The following is a 15,303-nucleotide window of genomic DNA, read 5'->3' as shown; positions in this document are numbered from 1 at the left end:
ATGACCGACCCCGTGCCCGAGTTTTCAATCATCATCCCCGCCCGCAACATGGAACGGTTCGTGACGCAGACGCTCGACAGCGTCAGCAGCCAAACCCTAACCGCGTTCGAGGTGATCTGTATCGACGACGGCTCAACCGACGGCACACGACGCATCTTCGATGCTTACGCACAGAAGGATGCCCGGTTTCGGCCAGTGTCAGGCCCGGCAAAGGGCGTCAGCGCCGCCCGCAATCTAGGGCTCGAACAAGCCAGTGGCGCGTTTGTTCTGTTTCTGGATGCGGATGATCTGCTGCATTCTGAGGCGTTGCAGCGGTTCCACGCATCGCTATCGAACAGCGACGCGGTTGGTGCCGTTGCGGGCGTTCAGCGGATCAACGTCGACGGCGAAGATTTGCGCGGCGCGGATAATCGCGCGCTGATCCCCGAACAGGATCAATTGGCGGCACTGTTGCGCAAGAATTATGTGGTCAATGGTGGCGCGCTGGCTCTCAGAACGCAAGCAGCGCGACAGGCCGGGGGCTATGACACCAGCCTGAAAAACGGCGAGGATTGGGAGTTCTGGAGTCGCGTCGCGCTGGAAGGTCGGTTTGAGGTGGTGCCGGGCCCTGCGCTGTTGCTGTATAGGCAGGTGGCCACCGGGGCGAATTTTCAGACCCGAGACACGGGGTTTACCCAGATGGCGCCTTGCATCGAAAAGATCGCCAAGAATCCCGCAATGCAGCAGAAATTCGGCGCGCAGCTGCGGCGTCTGCTGCGCGCGCGTGAGATTGACCGCTATTGGTCCAATGTCCGCAATCAGTTCCAATATGGCCGCAAACCTGTGGCCTTGTTGGAAGGGCTGCGCGGAGTGATTATGTATCCTGACAGCCTGTTTCGCCCAAAATTGATCTGGCGCTTTGTTCGCAGTCTTGATCGTAGGGTGTAAAACAGTCGCATCGAAGCAAGGAATACAGCCAATGGGACTCACACGGCGCGCAGTATTGCTGCAAGGAACGGCTCTGGCCTTGTCTGCGCCCTTTGCCCACACGCTGGTTTCCAGTGTCGCAGCAGGCGAGCTACCAGACCCTGTTATGGGTTTTTTGGGCGATAGCGTGGTCCAACTGACGGTGATGGATACGATGTTCGACCTGCCGCAACCCATTGTCGTGACGGCGCAGGACCGGGCTAATTGGACCCTAGATACGGGCAATGCCTTTGGCGCGCGTGGTAAGCTGAACGGGGAAAAGGGCAATTTCTCGGGTCGTCAAAGCGAAACACAGCCGCAGTTTTTTACTCCATGGCCACAGATAACCAAGGGCAGCCGCAAAGGCGGTTTTCGCCAAGGCCCTCAAGAGGCGCCGACCGCCGCCTTGGCCGACCAGCCCGCGCAATGGCAGGTTCAGGTCGACGGCCAGCCCGCGACGATCCGGTCGCTTTATCGAAAAACCACCCCTGTTGCGACGCGCGCCATTGGTGTCAGGCGATGGGAAAGCACCAAGCGGCACCAACTGACCTTTGTGCTGGACCGCGTTATTCCCGACGGTGCGACTGTCTCGTTGAACGGGCCGTCTGTGACCAAAACCGCGGCGCGGAAACAGGCCGAGACTTTCAGCGAATCCATCCATCTCTGCCAGCAAGGCTATCCAATACTAGGCCCTAAAAAGGCCTATGTCGGAAGCTGGTGGGGTCATGACATGAACAATCAGGGCGGCAATACCGATGCGCTGTTGTCCGAACAGACGGTTTGGCGCCTGATCTCGACTGAGGACGGGGCCGAACTGCGATCGGGGCGATTGCGACTGGCCAAACCGGGGTCCGAGCCGCATGGGCCGGACCTTAACTATAATGGCTGCGATGTATATGAGGCCGATTTCTCGGACCTTGATCACATCGGATCGTACTATATTCAGGTCGACCGGGTCGGGCAGTCGTTTCCGTTCAATGTGACGCAAAGGGTTTATGACGGGGCGTTGCGGCTGGCGGCGCGGTGGTATTTCCACCAAAGATCAGGCTGCGCGATCACAGATCCATATGGCGAGGGCCGCACCCGCCCGCGCAACGGTCATCCCGAAGATGGGCTGACCGTCTGGCAGACCGGCGTCAAACTGGGTGACACGCGCGAAGGGTATGGCAAGGCCTCGGCCGCGAAATCCCTGGCGCAACAGGCCGAGGCCTTGGGGGTCGAAGACTACCCCGACGCGTCCCAGATGACTGCGAACCCGGAGGCGTGGGGCGGTTGGCACGATGCGGGTGACTGGGATCGCCGTATCCAGCATATGAACGTGGTCTATCACATGGCCGATCTGGTCGAGACCTACCCCCATATCCGCGCTTTGGCACTGAACCTGCCAGAAAGCGGAAAACCTTTCGCGCATGGTGATGTTGCAGCTCGAAAGAATGACCTGGACCGGGGGGATGGTGAAACCGTACTGCCAGATCTGATCCACGAGGCGCTGTGGGGGGCCTCGATCTGGCGGCGCACGCAGTTGCCGGATGGCGGGATCATCGGTGGCGTTGAATATTCCAGCAGCGGGATTTTGGGCTCGGTCTCGTGGAACCCGGTTCAGGTGACGTATGCCTATGCGCCGGAGGACTGGGCTGCGTATCGGTTTGCCCATGGGGCCGCCAAGCTGGGCCATGTGATCAAGACGGTTTGCGGGGACGCGGCCCTTGGAGATGCGCTGATCGACGAAGCGCTTCGTGCCTGGCTTTGGGCGGAACAACAGCCGGTGCCTGAAAATGAGGACGGGCAGGGCGATCCGCGCGCCGATGTCTCGCGGGCGCGCATCGCCTCGGCCTCGGTCTTATACCGCGCAACAGGTCATGCCGCCACGCGGCAGGTGTTCGAGGATTTCAACCCGTTCGAACCCCGTGCCGAGACCCCGCTGGAGGGCGTGCGACCAGAGTTTTTTGCCAATTCTTATTTAGACTACGTCAAGGCGGGGCGCGAAGGGCGGGCCACGGATGCCAAGCTGGTTGCCGCGATCGAAAATTGGATCAAATACCGCGCCCTGAACGGCAAGCGGATGGGTCAGGATTTCGGGCTGCACAACACGGATTCTTATGTTTGGGGGCGGGGATGGCTGCGGTTTGGCCCCGGCTCGAACTGGCGGGCGGGGCAGATAGCGCTGCAATACGCAGCAACGGGCAAAATCCCTGCGGAATTATTTGCAGCGGCGGTCGAGGGGATGTGGTTCGGGATGGGCTGCAACCCGGCCAATGTCAGTTTCGTGCAGGGGCTGGGTCAGCGCAGCTTTGCCGACCCTTTGCTGACCGACCACTATGGTGATGAAACCATTCCCGGTCAGATCAGCTTTGGCGTGGCGGGTGGCAAGCTTAACGAATGGGAACTTAAAAAGGTCGAGGGTGCAATTTATCCATTCAATCAGGACGAATGGCCAATATATGGGCAGATATTCGAAAGCCGCAGCATCGCCATAACGGCTGAACACGGGATGAAATCCAACGCGCTGGAATGGCTGCTGGCTTGCGCCCTGGTCACATCGCAGTAACTCGAGCGGCGCGGTGGCGGAACTTTGCGTCAAATCACAAAGCTGTCGGGATGGCTTTCACCTACGGACTGTGTTGGATATGTGTAACTGAATGTCGGCGGAACGTCGCAGGCCTTCGGACCGCAAGAAACAAATCAGGAGCACGCGCATGTTGTTTCTCCGCCGGACAGTTGCCGCTGTTCTTATCGGCACTTTGCCTTTTGCAGCGTTGGCGCAATCTGATCAGTCCCAAACGGGCGGATTGCAGATCGAACTCAACACTATGCAAGATACTGGTGAGGCCTGTCGGCTGACCTTTGTGGTGCAAAACGACACCGGCACCGCGATTGAGACGGCCAGCTTTCAGACCGTGATCTTCGATGCGGAAGGTACGGTCGAGCGTCTGACGCTGTTTTCATTCCGCGATATGCCAAAGGATCGCGTGCGGGTGCGTCAGTTCGATCTGACCGGTATCACCTGCGCCGGGGTGGGGCAGGTGCTCTTCAATGGCACAAGCTCTTGTCTTGTAGACGGTGCCGACAGCCCGATCTGTGACGCCGCCCTGACGCTGAGCAGCCGGACGGATGCAGAGGTGTTGGGATGATACAGGCAATAGAACAGATCCTTGAACTCGGCGGGCCGGTTGTTGCGATCCTGATTGCGATGTCCGTGGTGACGCTGGCGGTGACCCTTTACAAACTCTGGCAATTTGCAGCCTCGGGCGTGGGGCGGCACCGGGTGTTGTCGCAGGCGCTGGCGGCATGGGATGATGGCGACGTACAAACCGCCCGCGCGCGTCTGGCCAAAAGCCGCAGCTATCTGGCCCCGCTTGTCGAGGTGGCCATGGACGCGCCCGAAACCCCCGGCTTGGATCAGCGTCTGGATGCCGAGGCCGGTCTGGCCCTGGCCGGATTGGAGCGTGGGTTTCGCTTGCTGGACACCGTGGCGCAGTTGGCCCCGCTTTTGGGTCTGTTTGGGACGGTTTTGGGCATGATCGAAGCGTTTCAGAGCCTGCAATCTGCGGGCTCGTCCGTTGACCCGTCGTTGCTTGCAGGCGGGATCTGGGTGGCGCTGATTACCACTGCTGTCGGCCTGGCGGTGGCGATGCCCACCTCGATGGTGCTGTCCTGGTTCGAAAGCCGCACCGCGCGGGAACGGGTGTTTGCCGACAAGGCGCTGCGGACCATTCTTGTGCCTGGTCAAGCGATTCCACTGCCTGACGCACCTCAGACCATGGCTGCCGCGCCCGGACATGCGTAACCGCGCGCCCTTTGTCCGGCGGCCCTTGTCGATGACCCCCCTCATCGACGTGATCTTTCTGTTGCTGCTTTTCTTCATGCTGACCTCGACCTTTTCGAAATTTGCCGAAGTCGAACTGAGCAATGCGACCGGCGGCAGCCAGCCCTCGGACACACAGACCGAGCGGTTGTTCGTTCAGCTTGGCCCCGACCGTCTGACGCTGAACGGGGCCGAGGTCACGTTAGACCAACTGACCGAACAGATTGAGACCGGGCAGGTGCTGGTCAGCCTTGATCCCGACACCACCTCGCAACGTTTGGTCGATTTGCTGGTGCGTCTGCGCGGGCGCGAAGACCTCAGCGTGTTGGTGCTGGAATGATCCGCTCAGGTACTCCGCGTCGCAAGCGCGACTCCACGATTCCTTTGATCAATGTCGTGTTCCTGATGTTGATCTTCTTTCTGATCACGGGAACGATCGCTACGCCTCTGGACCCCGACCTAGAACTTGTGAACACCTCGGAACTGGAAGGGCGAGAGCCGCCGGATGCACTGGTGCTGCATAAGGACGGAACGCTCAGCTTTCGCGGCAACGCCATTCTGCCCGAGCTTTATATGGAAGGGCGCGAACCCGGTGCCGTCCGCATCGTACCGGACCGCGAGGCCCCCGGCGCGCGGCTTATTGAAATCACCGGCCAGCTTCGCCGCCTTGGGGCAAGTTCTGTCTTTGTCGTGACGGAAAAGGCGCTGAAATGATCCGGGGTTCGGTGGTCATCGCCGTCGTAGCCATTCTGGTGTCGTTGATCCTGCACCTGATGGGGTTGCTCTATACTGCGCCGCGACTGGCCGAAGACGGCAGCGAGGCGGCTGCGCAGAACTCAGTTGAGCTGGGCAGTAGTTTCGAAGACCTCGCCGAGGAGGCTGAAGAAGCCGTTGAGCCGGAACAGGCCGAAGCGCCCGAGCCCCCCGCCGAGGAAGAGCCGGTCGAAGAAGAGATTCCCGAAACCCCCGAGGTTCCCATCAGCGAGGCGCTGGTCGCGTCGGACAACCCCGAAGAAAGTTTTGCCCCGGATCTGGGAGAGGCCGAAGTCGTGCAGCCCGAGGCCACTGAACCAGTCGAGCCAAACGTGGCTGAAAGTGTAGACGGGACCGATGGCGATCAGTCCGCCAGCGAAGAGGCCGACGAAACTCCGCCTGTTGAGGTGGCCGAACGTGCCGAAACGCCCGAGGGCGATCCGGATGCTGCGGCAGAATCGACTGAACCTCTGGAAGAGGCGCAGCCTGTCGAGCCGGCGCAGGAACAACTGGCTGCTTTGCCCCCGACTGAAGCTGCGCCAGTTCCCGAGGCGACGGCGATTCCGGTTGTTCCGTTGGAAAGTGAGGCGATTGAACCTGACTTGCCCGAAACGGCGCTGGAGCCGGTTGAAAACGACGCGCCGACCGAATTGGCTGTCACAACCTCGATCCGCCCGCAGCGCCCGGAACGGCAGCCTGTTCCTCAACGACGGGGTATCGCCAACGGCGCACGTGATTTCAGCAACCTGCGCTTCCCTGCACAAGAGATCGAGTCGCCTTTGACGGCCTATCGTCGCCGGGGCGTCGACGCGTTCACATCCGGCAATAGCGGTACGCGATCAGGCGGTCGCGGGCCGGGCAATGCGAATGAAACCAATTACGAAGGGCAGGTACTGGTGCATCTGAACCGAGCGCCGCTTGTCTTTGTGTCGGCCCGAGGGTTCGCGCAGGTGTTTTTCCAGATCAACCCCGACGGCACACTGGAATTTGTCGAAGTGGTTGACAGCTCGGGCTCGCGCGAAGTGGACCGCGCTGCCCGCGAACAGGTACGCGCCGCTGAACCTTTCCCCCGACCGCCGGGAGGCGTAAGCCGCAAGCTGTCTTTCTTCTACACCAGCAATTGACGCCTTGCCCAATCGTCGAATCGGATTTCCGTCGCAAGGCAGGTCAAACATCCAAGGTGCCAGGTTGATTTTTCCAACATGAGTGACGCGATTGATTTGCAAGAAGTCAGGATGATTTTTGTGGATCACAGCTGCGTTATCAGTCTGGAGAATGCGCAAAACCCTCATAAGTAGGGGACACACGCTGCATCGCCAGAAGCAGATGGATGCATAGATGCAACAGAGCACGATATGCTGGTATTTGGACAAAAATTACATATTGCGTATTTTTTGTAAATCCACGAAAGGAGCGTCGGGCGCAGCTTTGCGGCCATCCTCCTCTCGAAATTTATGGATTTACCATGAAAAAACTCCTCATCGCATCGACTGCACTGATTGCGGCCACAGGTGCCGCCTCGGCGGAAATAAAGTTCAGCGGCTTCGCCCGCTTTGGTATCGGCTACGAAGAAGATCGCTCTGGCGACGTTACCAATTTCAACACCGCTGGTGGCGTCGTTACCTCGACGGACACTGCAAATGTTGACACTGACGACACGATCCTGATCTCGCGGTTCCGTCTGAACATCGACGGGATTGTCGAAACGGACAGCGGCGTTGAATTTCAGGCACGCGTCCGGTTGCAAGCCGACGAAGACAACGGCAATGGCGAAGCCACTGAGGCGGGCCTGAACGGCGCGCGTTTCTCAGTTCTCTACGGTGGGCTGCGTGTCGATGCCGGAAACGTGGCAGGTTCGTTTGACAACCTGGATGACTACTTCGGCAATGAACCGGGCCTGGAAGAATTCCTGGGTCAGTATGTTGGCGTCAACTACGAGTTCCTCGAATACAGTTCGACGGGTTCGGGCGCGAACGCGGTGTTCGCTCAGTACCAGCTTGGCGACCTGAGCTTTGGCGGTTCATATGATCAGGAAACTGTTGCTCTGAACGGGTCTGATGAAAGCACCGACCGCTGGGATATTTTTGCGTCATACTCGTTTGACGCCTTTACCGCTTCGGTCGCCTATGGTGAAAAAGATCTGGCGAATGGCGACGACGAAAGCCTTACTGTTCTGACACTTGGTGCAGAATTGGGTGACTTCTACGGTACTTTGTTCCTGGCGGACGATGACGTCGCGGACGATGCCGAGAATGGCACCGCATATGGTTTCTCGGCCTCGTATAACGTTGGAGTCGCGACAACGCTGTTGGTCGCTTATGGTGACGGCAACGCGGATGATGACGAGCGCAACATCGGTGTTGGCGCAATCTACGATCTGGGCAACGGCGCATCGCTGCGCGGCGGTATCGGCGAGATCAAAGAAGGCGACGAAGATGGCTTTATCCGTGCCGATTTTGGTGCGCGCTTCAACTTCTAAGTCGACCTAGGCAATTCTGATTTTGGGGCGGGCCCTTGCGCCTGCCCTTTTTCTATTTCTTTTCGAAGAACAGTACGACTTCGCCCAGGCGCACACCATAGCGCGAGACATAGGCGCGGTTCAGCAACCGGTCATCGGTCAGCAACCACATCCAGTCGTTGAAATTCACCCGCATGGTGCCGTCCTTGATCGGCAGATCGATCTTGTATTTCCAATTGAACGTATCGCCGCGTTCAATCCCGCTAGCCGTACCCAGCACACCCGGAGCCGTGCCCGTCCAAGTATCCTCGCCGGTTTTGGTCAGGGTCCAGATGCGCTGCTCGGTCGCGCCGTCATCATAGACGAAATCTTCGACCAGAGTCAGGGTTGTGCCGTCCCATGTTCCGTCGATATCCACCGTGAACCGGCGTGGGACATTGCCCAGAACATCCTGAAATTGGCCATAGGCGACGGTTTTACCCTCAAAGAACTCTTCCAGATTCAACTGCCGGTCTGACAGGAACGATTTGGGCACCCGCGGTTTGGCCGAGCATGACGCCAGCGCAGCGACGCCAGCGATGGCAAGTAAAGTGATCAGAAACCGGCGCAGGGTCATTGCAGGGGCCTTGCTTCGCTGTCTGAGTCATACCCGTTGGCTCCGTTCAGATGCGCGGCTTTGACCTCAGGCGCGGGGCGCATTGTGGCGACGAGTTCGGCGACTTTGATGCCAAATTTGCGCATTTCCGAGCGATTCATTATCACGCCGCTTTCGGTCAGATACATCCAGTCGGTGACATCCAGCGTATGCCCGCCCGAGTCCTCGGGCAGGATAATCCGATAGGTCAGTTTGACGGTCGAACCCGAAATCGTGCCTTGCCCTTCGCCCACGATATCATCCGCCTTGGCCGTGAATGTGTTGCCGGCACCCAGTGTTAGATACCATTTACGTGTCATCTTCTTTCCGTTGGAATAGGTGAAATACTCGGCCAGCGTCCCGGAGTTGCCGTCCCATTCCCCGACCATGCGGGCGACAAAGCTGTTGGTCATTTTGCCGTTGGGGCCGTAGATCAGACCTTCGGACAGGATCTCTCCGTTCAGGTTTTCCTTCATTTTGAAGGCAGGGCCGGTTCCAGCGTAATCGGCGGGGGATTGCGATCGGAAGCTCAGAAATCGACTCTTTGCGACGAACAGAGCCAAGACGGCTAAAAGCAGAACAACAAGCAGTTTCATTTGGCAGAGACCTCAGTAGGCAGCGTCAGAACCAGTCCGAACGCGCCGAGTTTCAGGATGCAGGGAAGAACGGCATAGGCGAGGGTGAGCGTTTTCAGCGCCTCGGTCGTGTTCTCCTGACCAGGAGTGAACCCGCTGCGTTCCAGCAGCGGCAGGGTGAAAAAAGCAGCCAGCGCAAGGCCCAGCTTGCCCGCAAAGGACCAGATGCCAAAGGCGGTTGAGGCATTCAGCCCTGCACGCGTCAGCACAACCGAGAACATGGCAGGCAGCACCACCATATCGGCACCCAACGCCGCGCCCGAAGCGATGCAGATCGCGGCGAAGCCAGCTAGGTTTCCAGCCGACAGCATGGCCGCTCCAATAAAGCCCGCGATAGACAGGGGCATGGCTATAATCAGAGTCTGTTTTGGGCCAATTCGCTTGCTCAGCCGTGCCCAAAGCGGAACGCTGACGCCTGCGCTGAGGAAAAACAGGATCAGCAGTGGGCCCGCTTTGCCCGGCAGTTGCAGCTTGTCTTCAACAAAGAACAGAAACAGGGTCGAGGTGATGGCCACAGGAAGGCTGTTCACCAGCGCCAGAACCAAAAGACGCAACGCACCAGCTTGTCCAAGCCCCGCCAGAGATATCCCTTGTCCGGTGATCGGCGCGCGCCGCCAGATTGGAATGGTCATCGCAAGGGCGAGAAGGGCCAGCACCCCCAGAAACAGCCCAAAAGCGGGATAGCCTTGCGCCCCGGCGCCAAGCGCCACGAACACAGCCGGGGCGATGGCTGCCAGAATGACGCCCGTCAGTTGCCCGCCCTCGCGCCACGCAGCCAGGGTCATCAATTCCTGGGCGTCGGCTCGCTTGGCAAGCGTAGCGCTGCGCCCATAGAGGAGAATCGTGCCTAGGCTGTAGGCAGAGAATAGAAGGATTAACACAGACGCTAATGCAGGGATACTTGCTTCTTCGGGTAGGCCGAAGAGCAAGGGAAACCCGATGGCCAATCCAAGCGCGGCAGCAGCGGCGAATGCAAGCTGCGCCCCCGGCCAGCGGTCGATGGCCCATCCGATCAGCGGATCCTGCACCAGATCAATCAGGCGGATCAGCAATAGAACCGTCCCGATCACCCCCAACCCTATACCCAGATTGACGGCAGCAAAGCGCGGCAGGTGGATGTAAAGCGGGATGCCCGCCGCCGCGAGCATCAGCGCATAGAGGCTGACCCTCGGATACAGCATTACTGACCTTTGAGCTTCTGCGTGAAAGCGGCCGAGCGGCTTTTCTCGCCCAGAAAGACGGACATGAAGCTGCGCTTGATGCCCGGATGGCGCATGGTGCAGGTTTTTGCGCCGTTCAGCCAGAAGGACACCTCATTTGGCCCATCCGAAACTGCCAGATACCGATCGCCCTTTTTTACGGCCTTGAAGCAGACCTCAAGCTGATCACGCACAGGGGCGGGACGCCCGATGCGGTCCATCTCGTCCAGGGTCGAGTTGATCAGCACCTTTTTCGACACGTTACGACGGTATTGCAGTTCCAGCGCGAAGTCCTTGTTCCAGTCGAACGCCCCGCCGCCCGGCGTGAAAAGCCGCCCGTTGTAAAGCGGCAGCCCAAGATAGCGATAGGTCGCCGTGCCGCGCAGTTGCGGATCGTCTAGATCATTCAGCCCGGTAGCGGCCTGCAGGCTGCCCGGCACCAGCAGGGCCAAGGACAAGAGTGTCGCCCGACAGAAGTCAGACGCTTGCCGAGGCCACGATGGCTGCGTTTTGTGCATCAGTCTCATTGTCAGCTCCGAATGTGTGTTGGGTGCCATTCAAGTGCTCGACCACATGCATCGCGCTGGCAATCCCATCTTCGTGAAAGCCGTGCCTGTTGTAGGCGCCGGCAAACCAGGTTCGGTTCTGTCCCTGCATCGCGCGGATTTGCCCTTGTGCCTTCAGGGCCGCTTTGTCGAAGACCGGGTGCGCAAATTCCACCTGATCATAGATTTTATCCGCGGGAATTTCTGATGAAGCGTTCAGCGACACGAACAGCGGATCGCTGTCGGGAATGTTCTGCAGACGGTTCATCCAATAGGTTACGCCTACGTTTCCGGCTTGCGACCGATAGGTCCAACTGGACCAGCAGGCACGGCGACGGGGCATCTGGCGTTCGTCGCAATGCAGGATCGCTGTGTTCGGTTGATACCGGATTGCACCAAGTGCGGCGCGTTCGCCTTCGGTCGCGCTGTCACCCAGAATGGCCAGCGATTGATCGGAGTGGGTGGCCAGGATGATCTCGTCAAACTGGTCCGCATGCCCTTGGCTGTGGACCGTAACACCCACATCGTCGCGTTTCACGTGATCAACTGGCGCGGCCAATCGGATATCACATCCGCGCGCACGCAGCGCAGCGTCGATGCGACGCACATATTCGATGCTGCCACCTTTGACGGTATACCACTGATGTTGCTTGGCGCGGCCACTGGCCAGCAGTGCATGGTTTCGGAAGAACTGCACCAATGAGCGGGCGGGGAACTGATCCACGAACTCAACCGGAGTCGACCAGATCGCGCCGCACATGGGCATCAGGTAATTGTGGCGGAACCAATGGCCAAGGCGCAGCTGATCCACCAGCTCTCCGATCGTGGTGTCGTCGTCTTGTGCGGCCTCGGGGGCCTCTTTGCCGAACCGCAGAATGTCGGCGATCATCTTGTAATATGCGGGGCGCGCAAGATTGCGTTTCTGCGCGGTCAGGGTGCGCAGATTGTTCAGCCCGTATTCGATGCGGCCATTGTCGATGGTGGCACCAAAGCTCATTTCCGACTTGATAACCGGCACGTTCAGTTCATCAAACAAGGCGGTCAGATAAGGATAGGTCACGTAGTTGAATACGATGAAACCCGTATCGACCGACTGATCGCCGTTCTTTCCCGCCATAACCGTGCGCGCGTGACCGCCCAGCCGGGGTTCGGCCTCGAAGACGGTTACGTCATTGCTTTCTGACAGGTAGTAAGCTGCGGAGAGACCCGAGATGCCTGCGCCTATTACTGCGATTTTTTTCCGACCGCTCCGGGTTTCGTCGAACATTCAAGCCTCGTTCTGTAACGTATTACAATAAGATACGCAGAATAGGCTTGGGTGGATCAATCGGGTTAGAAGAATTTCGAAAATGCACTAGGTTGTGACATCGGGTTACAAGATGCGTTATCTGTCCCGCCTGTGATCCGGCACCCCTCGGCGGTCGTAAAACAGAAAAGCATATGAAACGGTCCCGGAATGAGCAGCTTTGACGGAAAGACATATTGGATCATCGGCGCCAGTGAAGGGCTGGGGCGGGCTCTGGCCGAGACCCTCAGCCGCCAGGGCGCGCATCTGATCCTGTCCGCCCGCAACGCAGAGCGTCTGGCCGAGATTTGCGATACCCTGCCCAACGCCCGTGCGATTGCGATGGATGTGACTGATTTAGAGTCTGTTTGTGCGGCAGCGGCCGAGGCCGGCTCAGTCGATGGGCTGGTCTATAACGCTGGTGCCTATGATCCCATGCGGAGTGGTGACTGGAATACGGAACGCGCGCTGAGGATGGTCGATGTGAACTATCTTGGGGCCATGCGGGTGCTGGGGGAAACCGTGCCGGGGTTCGTCCAGACAGGGCGCGGGGATATCACCCTGATCGGGTCTTTGGCTGGTTATCACGGTCTGCCAGCGGCGATTGGGTATGCGTCCAGCAAGGCGGCGCTGGTGTCGCTGGCCGAGACGATGCGACATGATTTGGCCGGATCGGGTGTAACCGTACGGATCGTCAATCCGGGGTTCATCAAGACCCGGCTGACCGAGAAGAACAGTTTCAAAATGCCCATGCTGATGACGCCCGAGGACGCGGCGGATCGCGTGGCCAAAGCCATGGCGCGTCGCCGGTTCCGCACCGATTTCCCTGCGCCGTTTTCCTGGGTGATCCGGCTGATTGATTACCTGCCGGATTGGCTGGTGTATCGCGGTAAGTAGACTCTAATCAGGGGTTTATCCAAACTGACCATGGCAAAACCAGCCCGCCGACATGGTGCCGCCGTGGCCGTAAAACAGCCACAGCCGCTCGCCCTGTTCGGTCACAACCACCCAGTAATCGCGCACGCCGCTGCGCCAGTTAGGGTCATCCAGCCACCATTCCGGTGCGATCCGTTCCGGCCCGGTGGCTTGTGTCAGTTGCCAGTTTCGCCCGCGCCAGCGAAATGTGTCTGGCACGTCTGGGGTATCTGGAGCGGCTACTGGCTCGGGTTGCCACATCTGCAAGGGACGCGGACGCGGTGGTGCAGGCCAGTCTTGCGCGGGTTCGGACCACGCAGCAGCCAGCACCTGTGCGGTTTTCTCGGGGATATGCGAGGCCGCCGGGTGCCGCCTTGTGATCGCCTCCAGCCCGACCCGCGCACCTAGTTTTCCGATCAGGTCTTCGACAGCGGTGTTACCGTCCAATCGGTTGCGGGCGACGCGGCGCGCCTCGGCATGACCGGCCATGGTGCGGGCGTGGATGGGTTCCGTCTGCACCGCCTCAAGTCGTAGCATGTCGATGCCATAGCCCGCATCGATTTGGTCGATTTTCATCTCTAACAAAGGGCGAATGCGGTGTTTATCATAGGTTGGACGGGCCAGCCCGACCTCGATGATCTCAGCCGCCTGATCGGCGCGATGGGCTTCCAGCCGCAGAGTCCGCACCCCGCGCGCTTTCTCCTCTAGCTTGGTGCAGAGCGTCGGTAGAACGCGGTCGATGGCGGCCATGACGTCTTCGGTCAGACCGATCGGGTTGGGCAGGGTCATCCGCACCGCAAAGTGATGCGGCGGTCGGGCGGGCGAGACCGGCTCGGGCGCGCTGCCCATCGCCTGATCCAGCCGTAGCACCAGTCCCCGCCCAAATCGCCGCGCCAGCGACGCGCGCGGCTGCCCCAGTAGGTCGCCGATCCTGCGCAGGCCCAGACGGTTCAGCTGTGCGACCACCTGATCCTCAAGCCGCAGCGCTGCAATGGGAAGCGAGCTGAGCGCGCCATAGGATTGCCCCGGCGCTGTGATCCGCGCGCCACTGCCCACAGCCACCATTTGCGGTGCGGCCCCGCCCTTGGTCCAGTGCCGCCGCTTGGTGGCGCGGGCGCGGGTGGCGCGGGCCTCTTGGCTGATGGCGTCGCCATTGCGGTCGGAGGTGGCCTCTTGCCCCGCGTAGCGTGCCAGCGCCCAGGCCGCACCCAGCGTGTCGGCGATGCCCATCTGCACGCTGAGCCCCATATCGGCGCAGTCGGTTTCGATCACGTTCAACAACGCTTCTTCCCCGCCGAACAGATGCGCGCAGCCTGACAGGTCCACGATCAATCCGTCTGGCGCTTCTTCAGCCACCCATGGGCTGAATTTGCCCACCCACCGGCGCAGGGCGGTCAGAAACGCAGCCTCGGCCGGGGCGTTGCGGGGGCGTGTCACCAGATTGGCGCACATGGCATGAGCGTCGCGCACTGGTTGGCCCACGCGCAGACCAGCGGTCTGCGCATCCGCGTTCAGGGATGTGATCACCTGCATGTTCGACTGCTCAGTCACCACAGCCAAAGGCCCATCTTGCAGCCCCCGCGCAGCGCGGATCAGCCGTTCAGCCCCCAGACGGGGAAACCAGAGCGAGAGTATTCGGCGTTTTGGCATTGGCAGACATCAAAATGTTCCCATTTTGTTCTTATCGTAGAATCGCCCGCCGAGTCCACGCTTACCCGCAGGTCAGGCGTTGGATGATCCCGGTCTCATCTACAAAAACATTCAGCCGGTCGATGCGGTAATCCTGCGTGGCCAGATCACCGGGCCCCAGAACGCGGGACCGTTCGGGCAACTTGGCCTGAATGGTCGAAACCGGTTGACCGACAGAGCCTGCAACAGCTTCGCCCTGACAAAAGGCCAGATCGACCGGGGCGGGTTCGAGCGACAGGGGCGCATCCTCGGGCGCGGGGGGCTGGGCACAGGCGGTCAGCAGGGCCAGCGTGGGAATAAAACGGTGCATTGGCGTTCCTCTTTCCGGCAATGTCGTTTCTGCAATATCAGATGTTTAGCAAAGCTGGCATCAAAGCGCAGTTGAAAACGCCCGGCAATTGACGCAGGGTCGAGGCAAAAGTGACAGGGAGACACCGAAT

The 15,303-nt window shown here is 59.7% G+C and carries 16 protein-coding genes; 9 read left to right on the top strand and 7 right to left on the bottom strand.

Annotated elements, in window-relative coordinates; translation table 11 throughout:
- The 8 genes from ACR0CA_RS11165 to ACR0CA_RS11130 all read left to right on the top strand — a co-directional run bounded on the left by ACR0CA_RS11165 (position 1) and on the right by ACR0CA_RS11130 (position 7,982).
- On the top strand, positions 1–927 hold the full coding sequence (locus tag ACR0CA_RS11165) for a glycosyltransferase family 2 protein (protein ID WP_480899050.1): 927 nt from the start codon (positions 1–3) through the stop codon (positions 925–927).
- Positions 928–958: 31 nt separating this feature from the next.
- Positions 959–3,493, top strand: coding sequence for a glycoside hydrolase family 9 protein (locus ACR0CA_RS11160; RefSeq protein ID WP_480899048.1), 2,535 nt, complete (start codon positions 959–961; stop codon positions 3,491–3,493).
- A 148-nt stretch (positions 3,494–3,641) separates the two neighbouring features.
- Positions 3,642–4,076 carry a hypothetical protein gene (locus tag ACR0CA_RS11155; RefSeq protein ID WP_480503506.1) on the top strand — a complete coding sequence of 145 codons (435 nt, stop codon included), beginning with the start codon at positions 3,642–3,644 and terminating at the stop codon, positions 4,074–4,076.
- Positions 4,073–4,732 carry a MotA/TolQ/ExbB proton channel family protein gene (locus ACR0CA_RS11150; RefSeq protein WP_170785314.1) on the top strand — a complete coding sequence of 220 codons (660 nt, stop codon included), beginning with the start codon at positions 4,073–4,075 and terminating at the stop codon, positions 4,730–4,732. The genes ACR0CA_RS11155 and ACR0CA_RS11150 overlap by 4 nt, the downstream gene beginning before the upstream one ends.
- Positions 4,725–5,090, top strand: a complete 366-nt coding sequence (locus ACR0CA_RS11145; protein ID WP_480899045.1) for an ExbD/TolR family protein — start codon at positions 4,725–4,727, stop codon at positions 5,088–5,090. The genes ACR0CA_RS11150 and ACR0CA_RS11145 overlap by 8 nt, the downstream gene beginning before the upstream one ends.
- Positions 5,087–5,464 carry an ExbD/TolR family protein gene (locus ACR0CA_RS11140; RefSeq protein WP_480899043.1) on the top strand — a complete coding sequence of 126 codons (378 nt, stop codon included), beginning with the start codon at positions 5,087–5,089 and terminating at the stop codon, positions 5,462–5,464. The genes ACR0CA_RS11145 and ACR0CA_RS11140 overlap by 4 nt, the downstream gene beginning before the upstream one ends.
- On the top strand, positions 5,461–6,627 hold the full coding sequence (locus ACR0CA_RS11135; protein ID WP_480899041.1) for an energy transducer TonB family protein: 1,167 nt from the start codon (positions 5,461–5,463) through the stop codon (positions 6,625–6,627). Before ACR0CA_RS11140 ends, ACR0CA_RS11135 begins: the two co-directional genes overlap by 4 nt.
- A 341-nt stretch (positions 6,628–6,968) precedes the next feature.
- Positions 6,969–7,982: a porin gene (locus tag ACR0CA_RS11130; protein ID WP_480899039.1), complete on the top strand. Its 1,014-nt coding sequence runs from the start codon at positions 6,969–6,971 to the stop codon at positions 7,980–7,982.
- A 52-nt stretch (positions 7,983–8,034) separates the two neighbouring features.
- On the opposite strand, the gene ACR0CA_RS11125 is transcribed toward ACR0CA_RS11130, so the two are convergent.
- Genes ACR0CA_RS11125 through ACR0CA_RS11105 form a run of 5 tightly spaced genes read right to left on the bottom strand, consistent with a single transcriptional unit; the run spans position 8,035 to position 12,241 of the window.
- A complete protein-coding gene (locus ACR0CA_RS11125; RefSeq protein ID WP_170789477.1) occupies positions 8,035–8,577 on the bottom strand; it encodes a DUF3833 domain-containing protein in 543 nt (180 codons plus the stop codon).
- Positions 8,574–9,191 (bottom strand): DUF3833 domain-containing protein, encoded by a 618-nt coding sequence (locus ACR0CA_RS11120; protein ID WP_480899037.1) that lies wholly within the window; start codon positions 9,189–9,191, stop codon positions 8,574–8,576. Before ACR0CA_RS11120 ends, ACR0CA_RS11125 begins: the two co-directional genes overlap by 4 nt.
- A complete protein-coding gene (locus tag ACR0CA_RS11115; RefSeq protein ID WP_480899035.1) occupies positions 9,188–10,411 on the bottom strand; it encodes an MFS transporter in 1,224 nt (407 codons plus the stop codon). Before ACR0CA_RS11115 ends, ACR0CA_RS11120 begins: the two co-directional genes overlap by 4 nt.
- Entirely contained in the window at positions 10,411–10,887 is a 477-nt protein-coding gene (locus ACR0CA_RS11110) for a hypothetical protein (protein WP_237215819.1), read from the bottom strand. The genes ACR0CA_RS11115 and ACR0CA_RS11110 overlap by 1 nt, the downstream gene beginning before the upstream one ends.
- A gap of 19 nt (positions 10,888–10,906) precedes the next feature.
- Complete coding sequence (locus ACR0CA_RS11105; RefSeq protein WP_480899033.1) at positions 10,907–12,241, bottom strand: NAD(P)/FAD-dependent oxidoreductase; 1,335 nt, start codon at positions 12,239–12,241, stop codon at positions 10,907–10,909.
- A 189-nt stretch (positions 12,242–12,430) separates the two neighbouring features.
- On the opposite strand from ACR0CA_RS11105, the gene ACR0CA_RS11100 reads away from it, so the two are divergent.
- A complete protein-coding gene (locus ACR0CA_RS11100) occupies positions 12,431–13,156 on the top strand; it encodes an SDR family NAD(P)-dependent oxidoreductase (RefSeq protein WP_170785299.1) in 726 nt (241 codons plus the stop codon).
- A 15-nt stretch (positions 13,157–13,171) separates the two neighbouring features.
- On the opposite strand, the gene ACR0CA_RS11095 is transcribed toward ACR0CA_RS11100, so the two are convergent.
- Both ACR0CA_RS11095 and ACR0CA_RS11090 read right to left on the bottom strand, forming a co-directional pair.
- Positions 13,172–14,824: a Y-family DNA polymerase gene (locus ACR0CA_RS11095; RefSeq protein WP_170785297.1), complete on the bottom strand. Its 1,653-nt coding sequence runs from the start codon at positions 14,822–14,824 to the stop codon at positions 13,172–13,174.
- Between the two features lie 61 nt (positions 14,825–14,885).
- Complete coding sequence (locus tag ACR0CA_RS11090) at positions 14,886–15,173, bottom strand: I78 family peptidase inhibitor (RefSeq protein ID WP_480899031.1); 288 nt, start codon at positions 15,171–15,173, stop codon at positions 14,886–14,888.
- Between the last annotated feature and the right edge of the window lie 130 nt (positions 15,174–15,303).

The sequence above is a fragment of the Ruegeria sp. F12 genome (genome assembly GCF_056533885.1).
Note: the sequence above shows the minus strand (reverse complement) of the source record. Positions and strands in the feature narration are given on the sequence as shown.

What these genes read in the sequence shown, in the direction of transcription:
- ACR0CA_RS11125 (WP_170789477.1), bottom strand. Translation starts at nt 8,577, where the DNA reads ATGACCCTGCGCCGGTTTCTGATCACTTTACTTGCCATCGCTGGCGTC.
- ACR0CA_RS11155 (WP_480503506.1), top strand. Translation starts at nt 3,642, where the DNA reads ATGTTGTTTCTCCGCCGGACAGTTGCCGCTGTTCTTATCGGCACTTTG.
- ACR0CA_RS11135 (WP_480899041.1), top strand. Translation starts at nt 5,461, where the DNA reads ATGATCCGGGGTTCGGTGGTCATCGCCGTCGTAGCCATTCTGGTGTCG.
- ACR0CA_RS11140 (WP_480899043.1), top strand. Translation starts at nt 5,087, where the DNA reads ATGATCCGCTCAGGTACTCCGCGTCGCAAGCGCGACTCCACGATTCCT.
- ACR0CA_RS11095 (WP_170785297.1), bottom strand. Translation starts at nt 14,824, where the DNA reads ATGCCAAAACGCCGAATACTCTCGCTCTGGTTTCCCCGTCTGGGGGCT.
- ACR0CA_RS11160 (WP_480899048.1), top strand. Translation starts at nt 959, where the DNA reads ATGGGACTCACACGGCGCGCAGTATTGCTGCAAGGAACGGCTCTGGCC.
- ACR0CA_RS11145 (WP_480899045.1), top strand. Translation starts at nt 4,725, where the DNA reads ATGCGTAACCGCGCGCCCTTTGTCCGGCGGCCCTTGTCGATGACCCCC.
- ACR0CA_RS11120 (WP_480899037.1), bottom strand. Translation starts at nt 9,191, where the DNA reads ATGAAACTGCTTGTTGTTCTGCTTTTAGCCGTCTTGGCTCTGTTCGTC.
- ACR0CA_RS11105 (WP_480899033.1), bottom strand. Translation starts at nt 12,241, where the DNA reads ATGTTCGACGAAACCCGGAGCGGTCGGAAAAAAATCGCAGTAATAGGC.
- ACR0CA_RS11130 (WP_480899039.1), top strand. Translation starts at nt 6,969, where the DNA reads ATGAAAAAACTCCTCATCGCATCGACTGCACTGATTGCGGCCACAGGT.
- ACR0CA_RS11150 (WP_170785314.1), top strand. Translation starts at nt 4,073, where the DNA reads ATGATACAGGCAATAGAACAGATCCTTGAACTCGGCGGGCCGGTTGTT.
- ACR0CA_RS11090 (WP_480899031.1), bottom strand. Translation starts at nt 15,173, where the DNA reads ATGCACCGTTTTATTCCCACGCTGGCCCTGCTGACCGCCTGTGCCCAG.
- ACR0CA_RS11115 (WP_480899035.1), bottom strand. Translation starts at nt 10,411, where the DNA reads ATGCTGTATCCGAGGGTCAGCCTCTATGCGCTGATGCTCGCGGCGGCG.
- ACR0CA_RS11165 (WP_480899050.1), top strand. Translation starts at nt 1, where the DNA reads ATGACCGACCCCGTGCCCGAGTTTTCAATCATCATCCCCGCCCGCAAC.
- ACR0CA_RS11100 (WP_170785299.1), top strand. Translation starts at nt 12,431, where the DNA reads ATGAGCAGCTTTGACGGAAAGACATATTGGATCATCGGCGCCAGTGAA.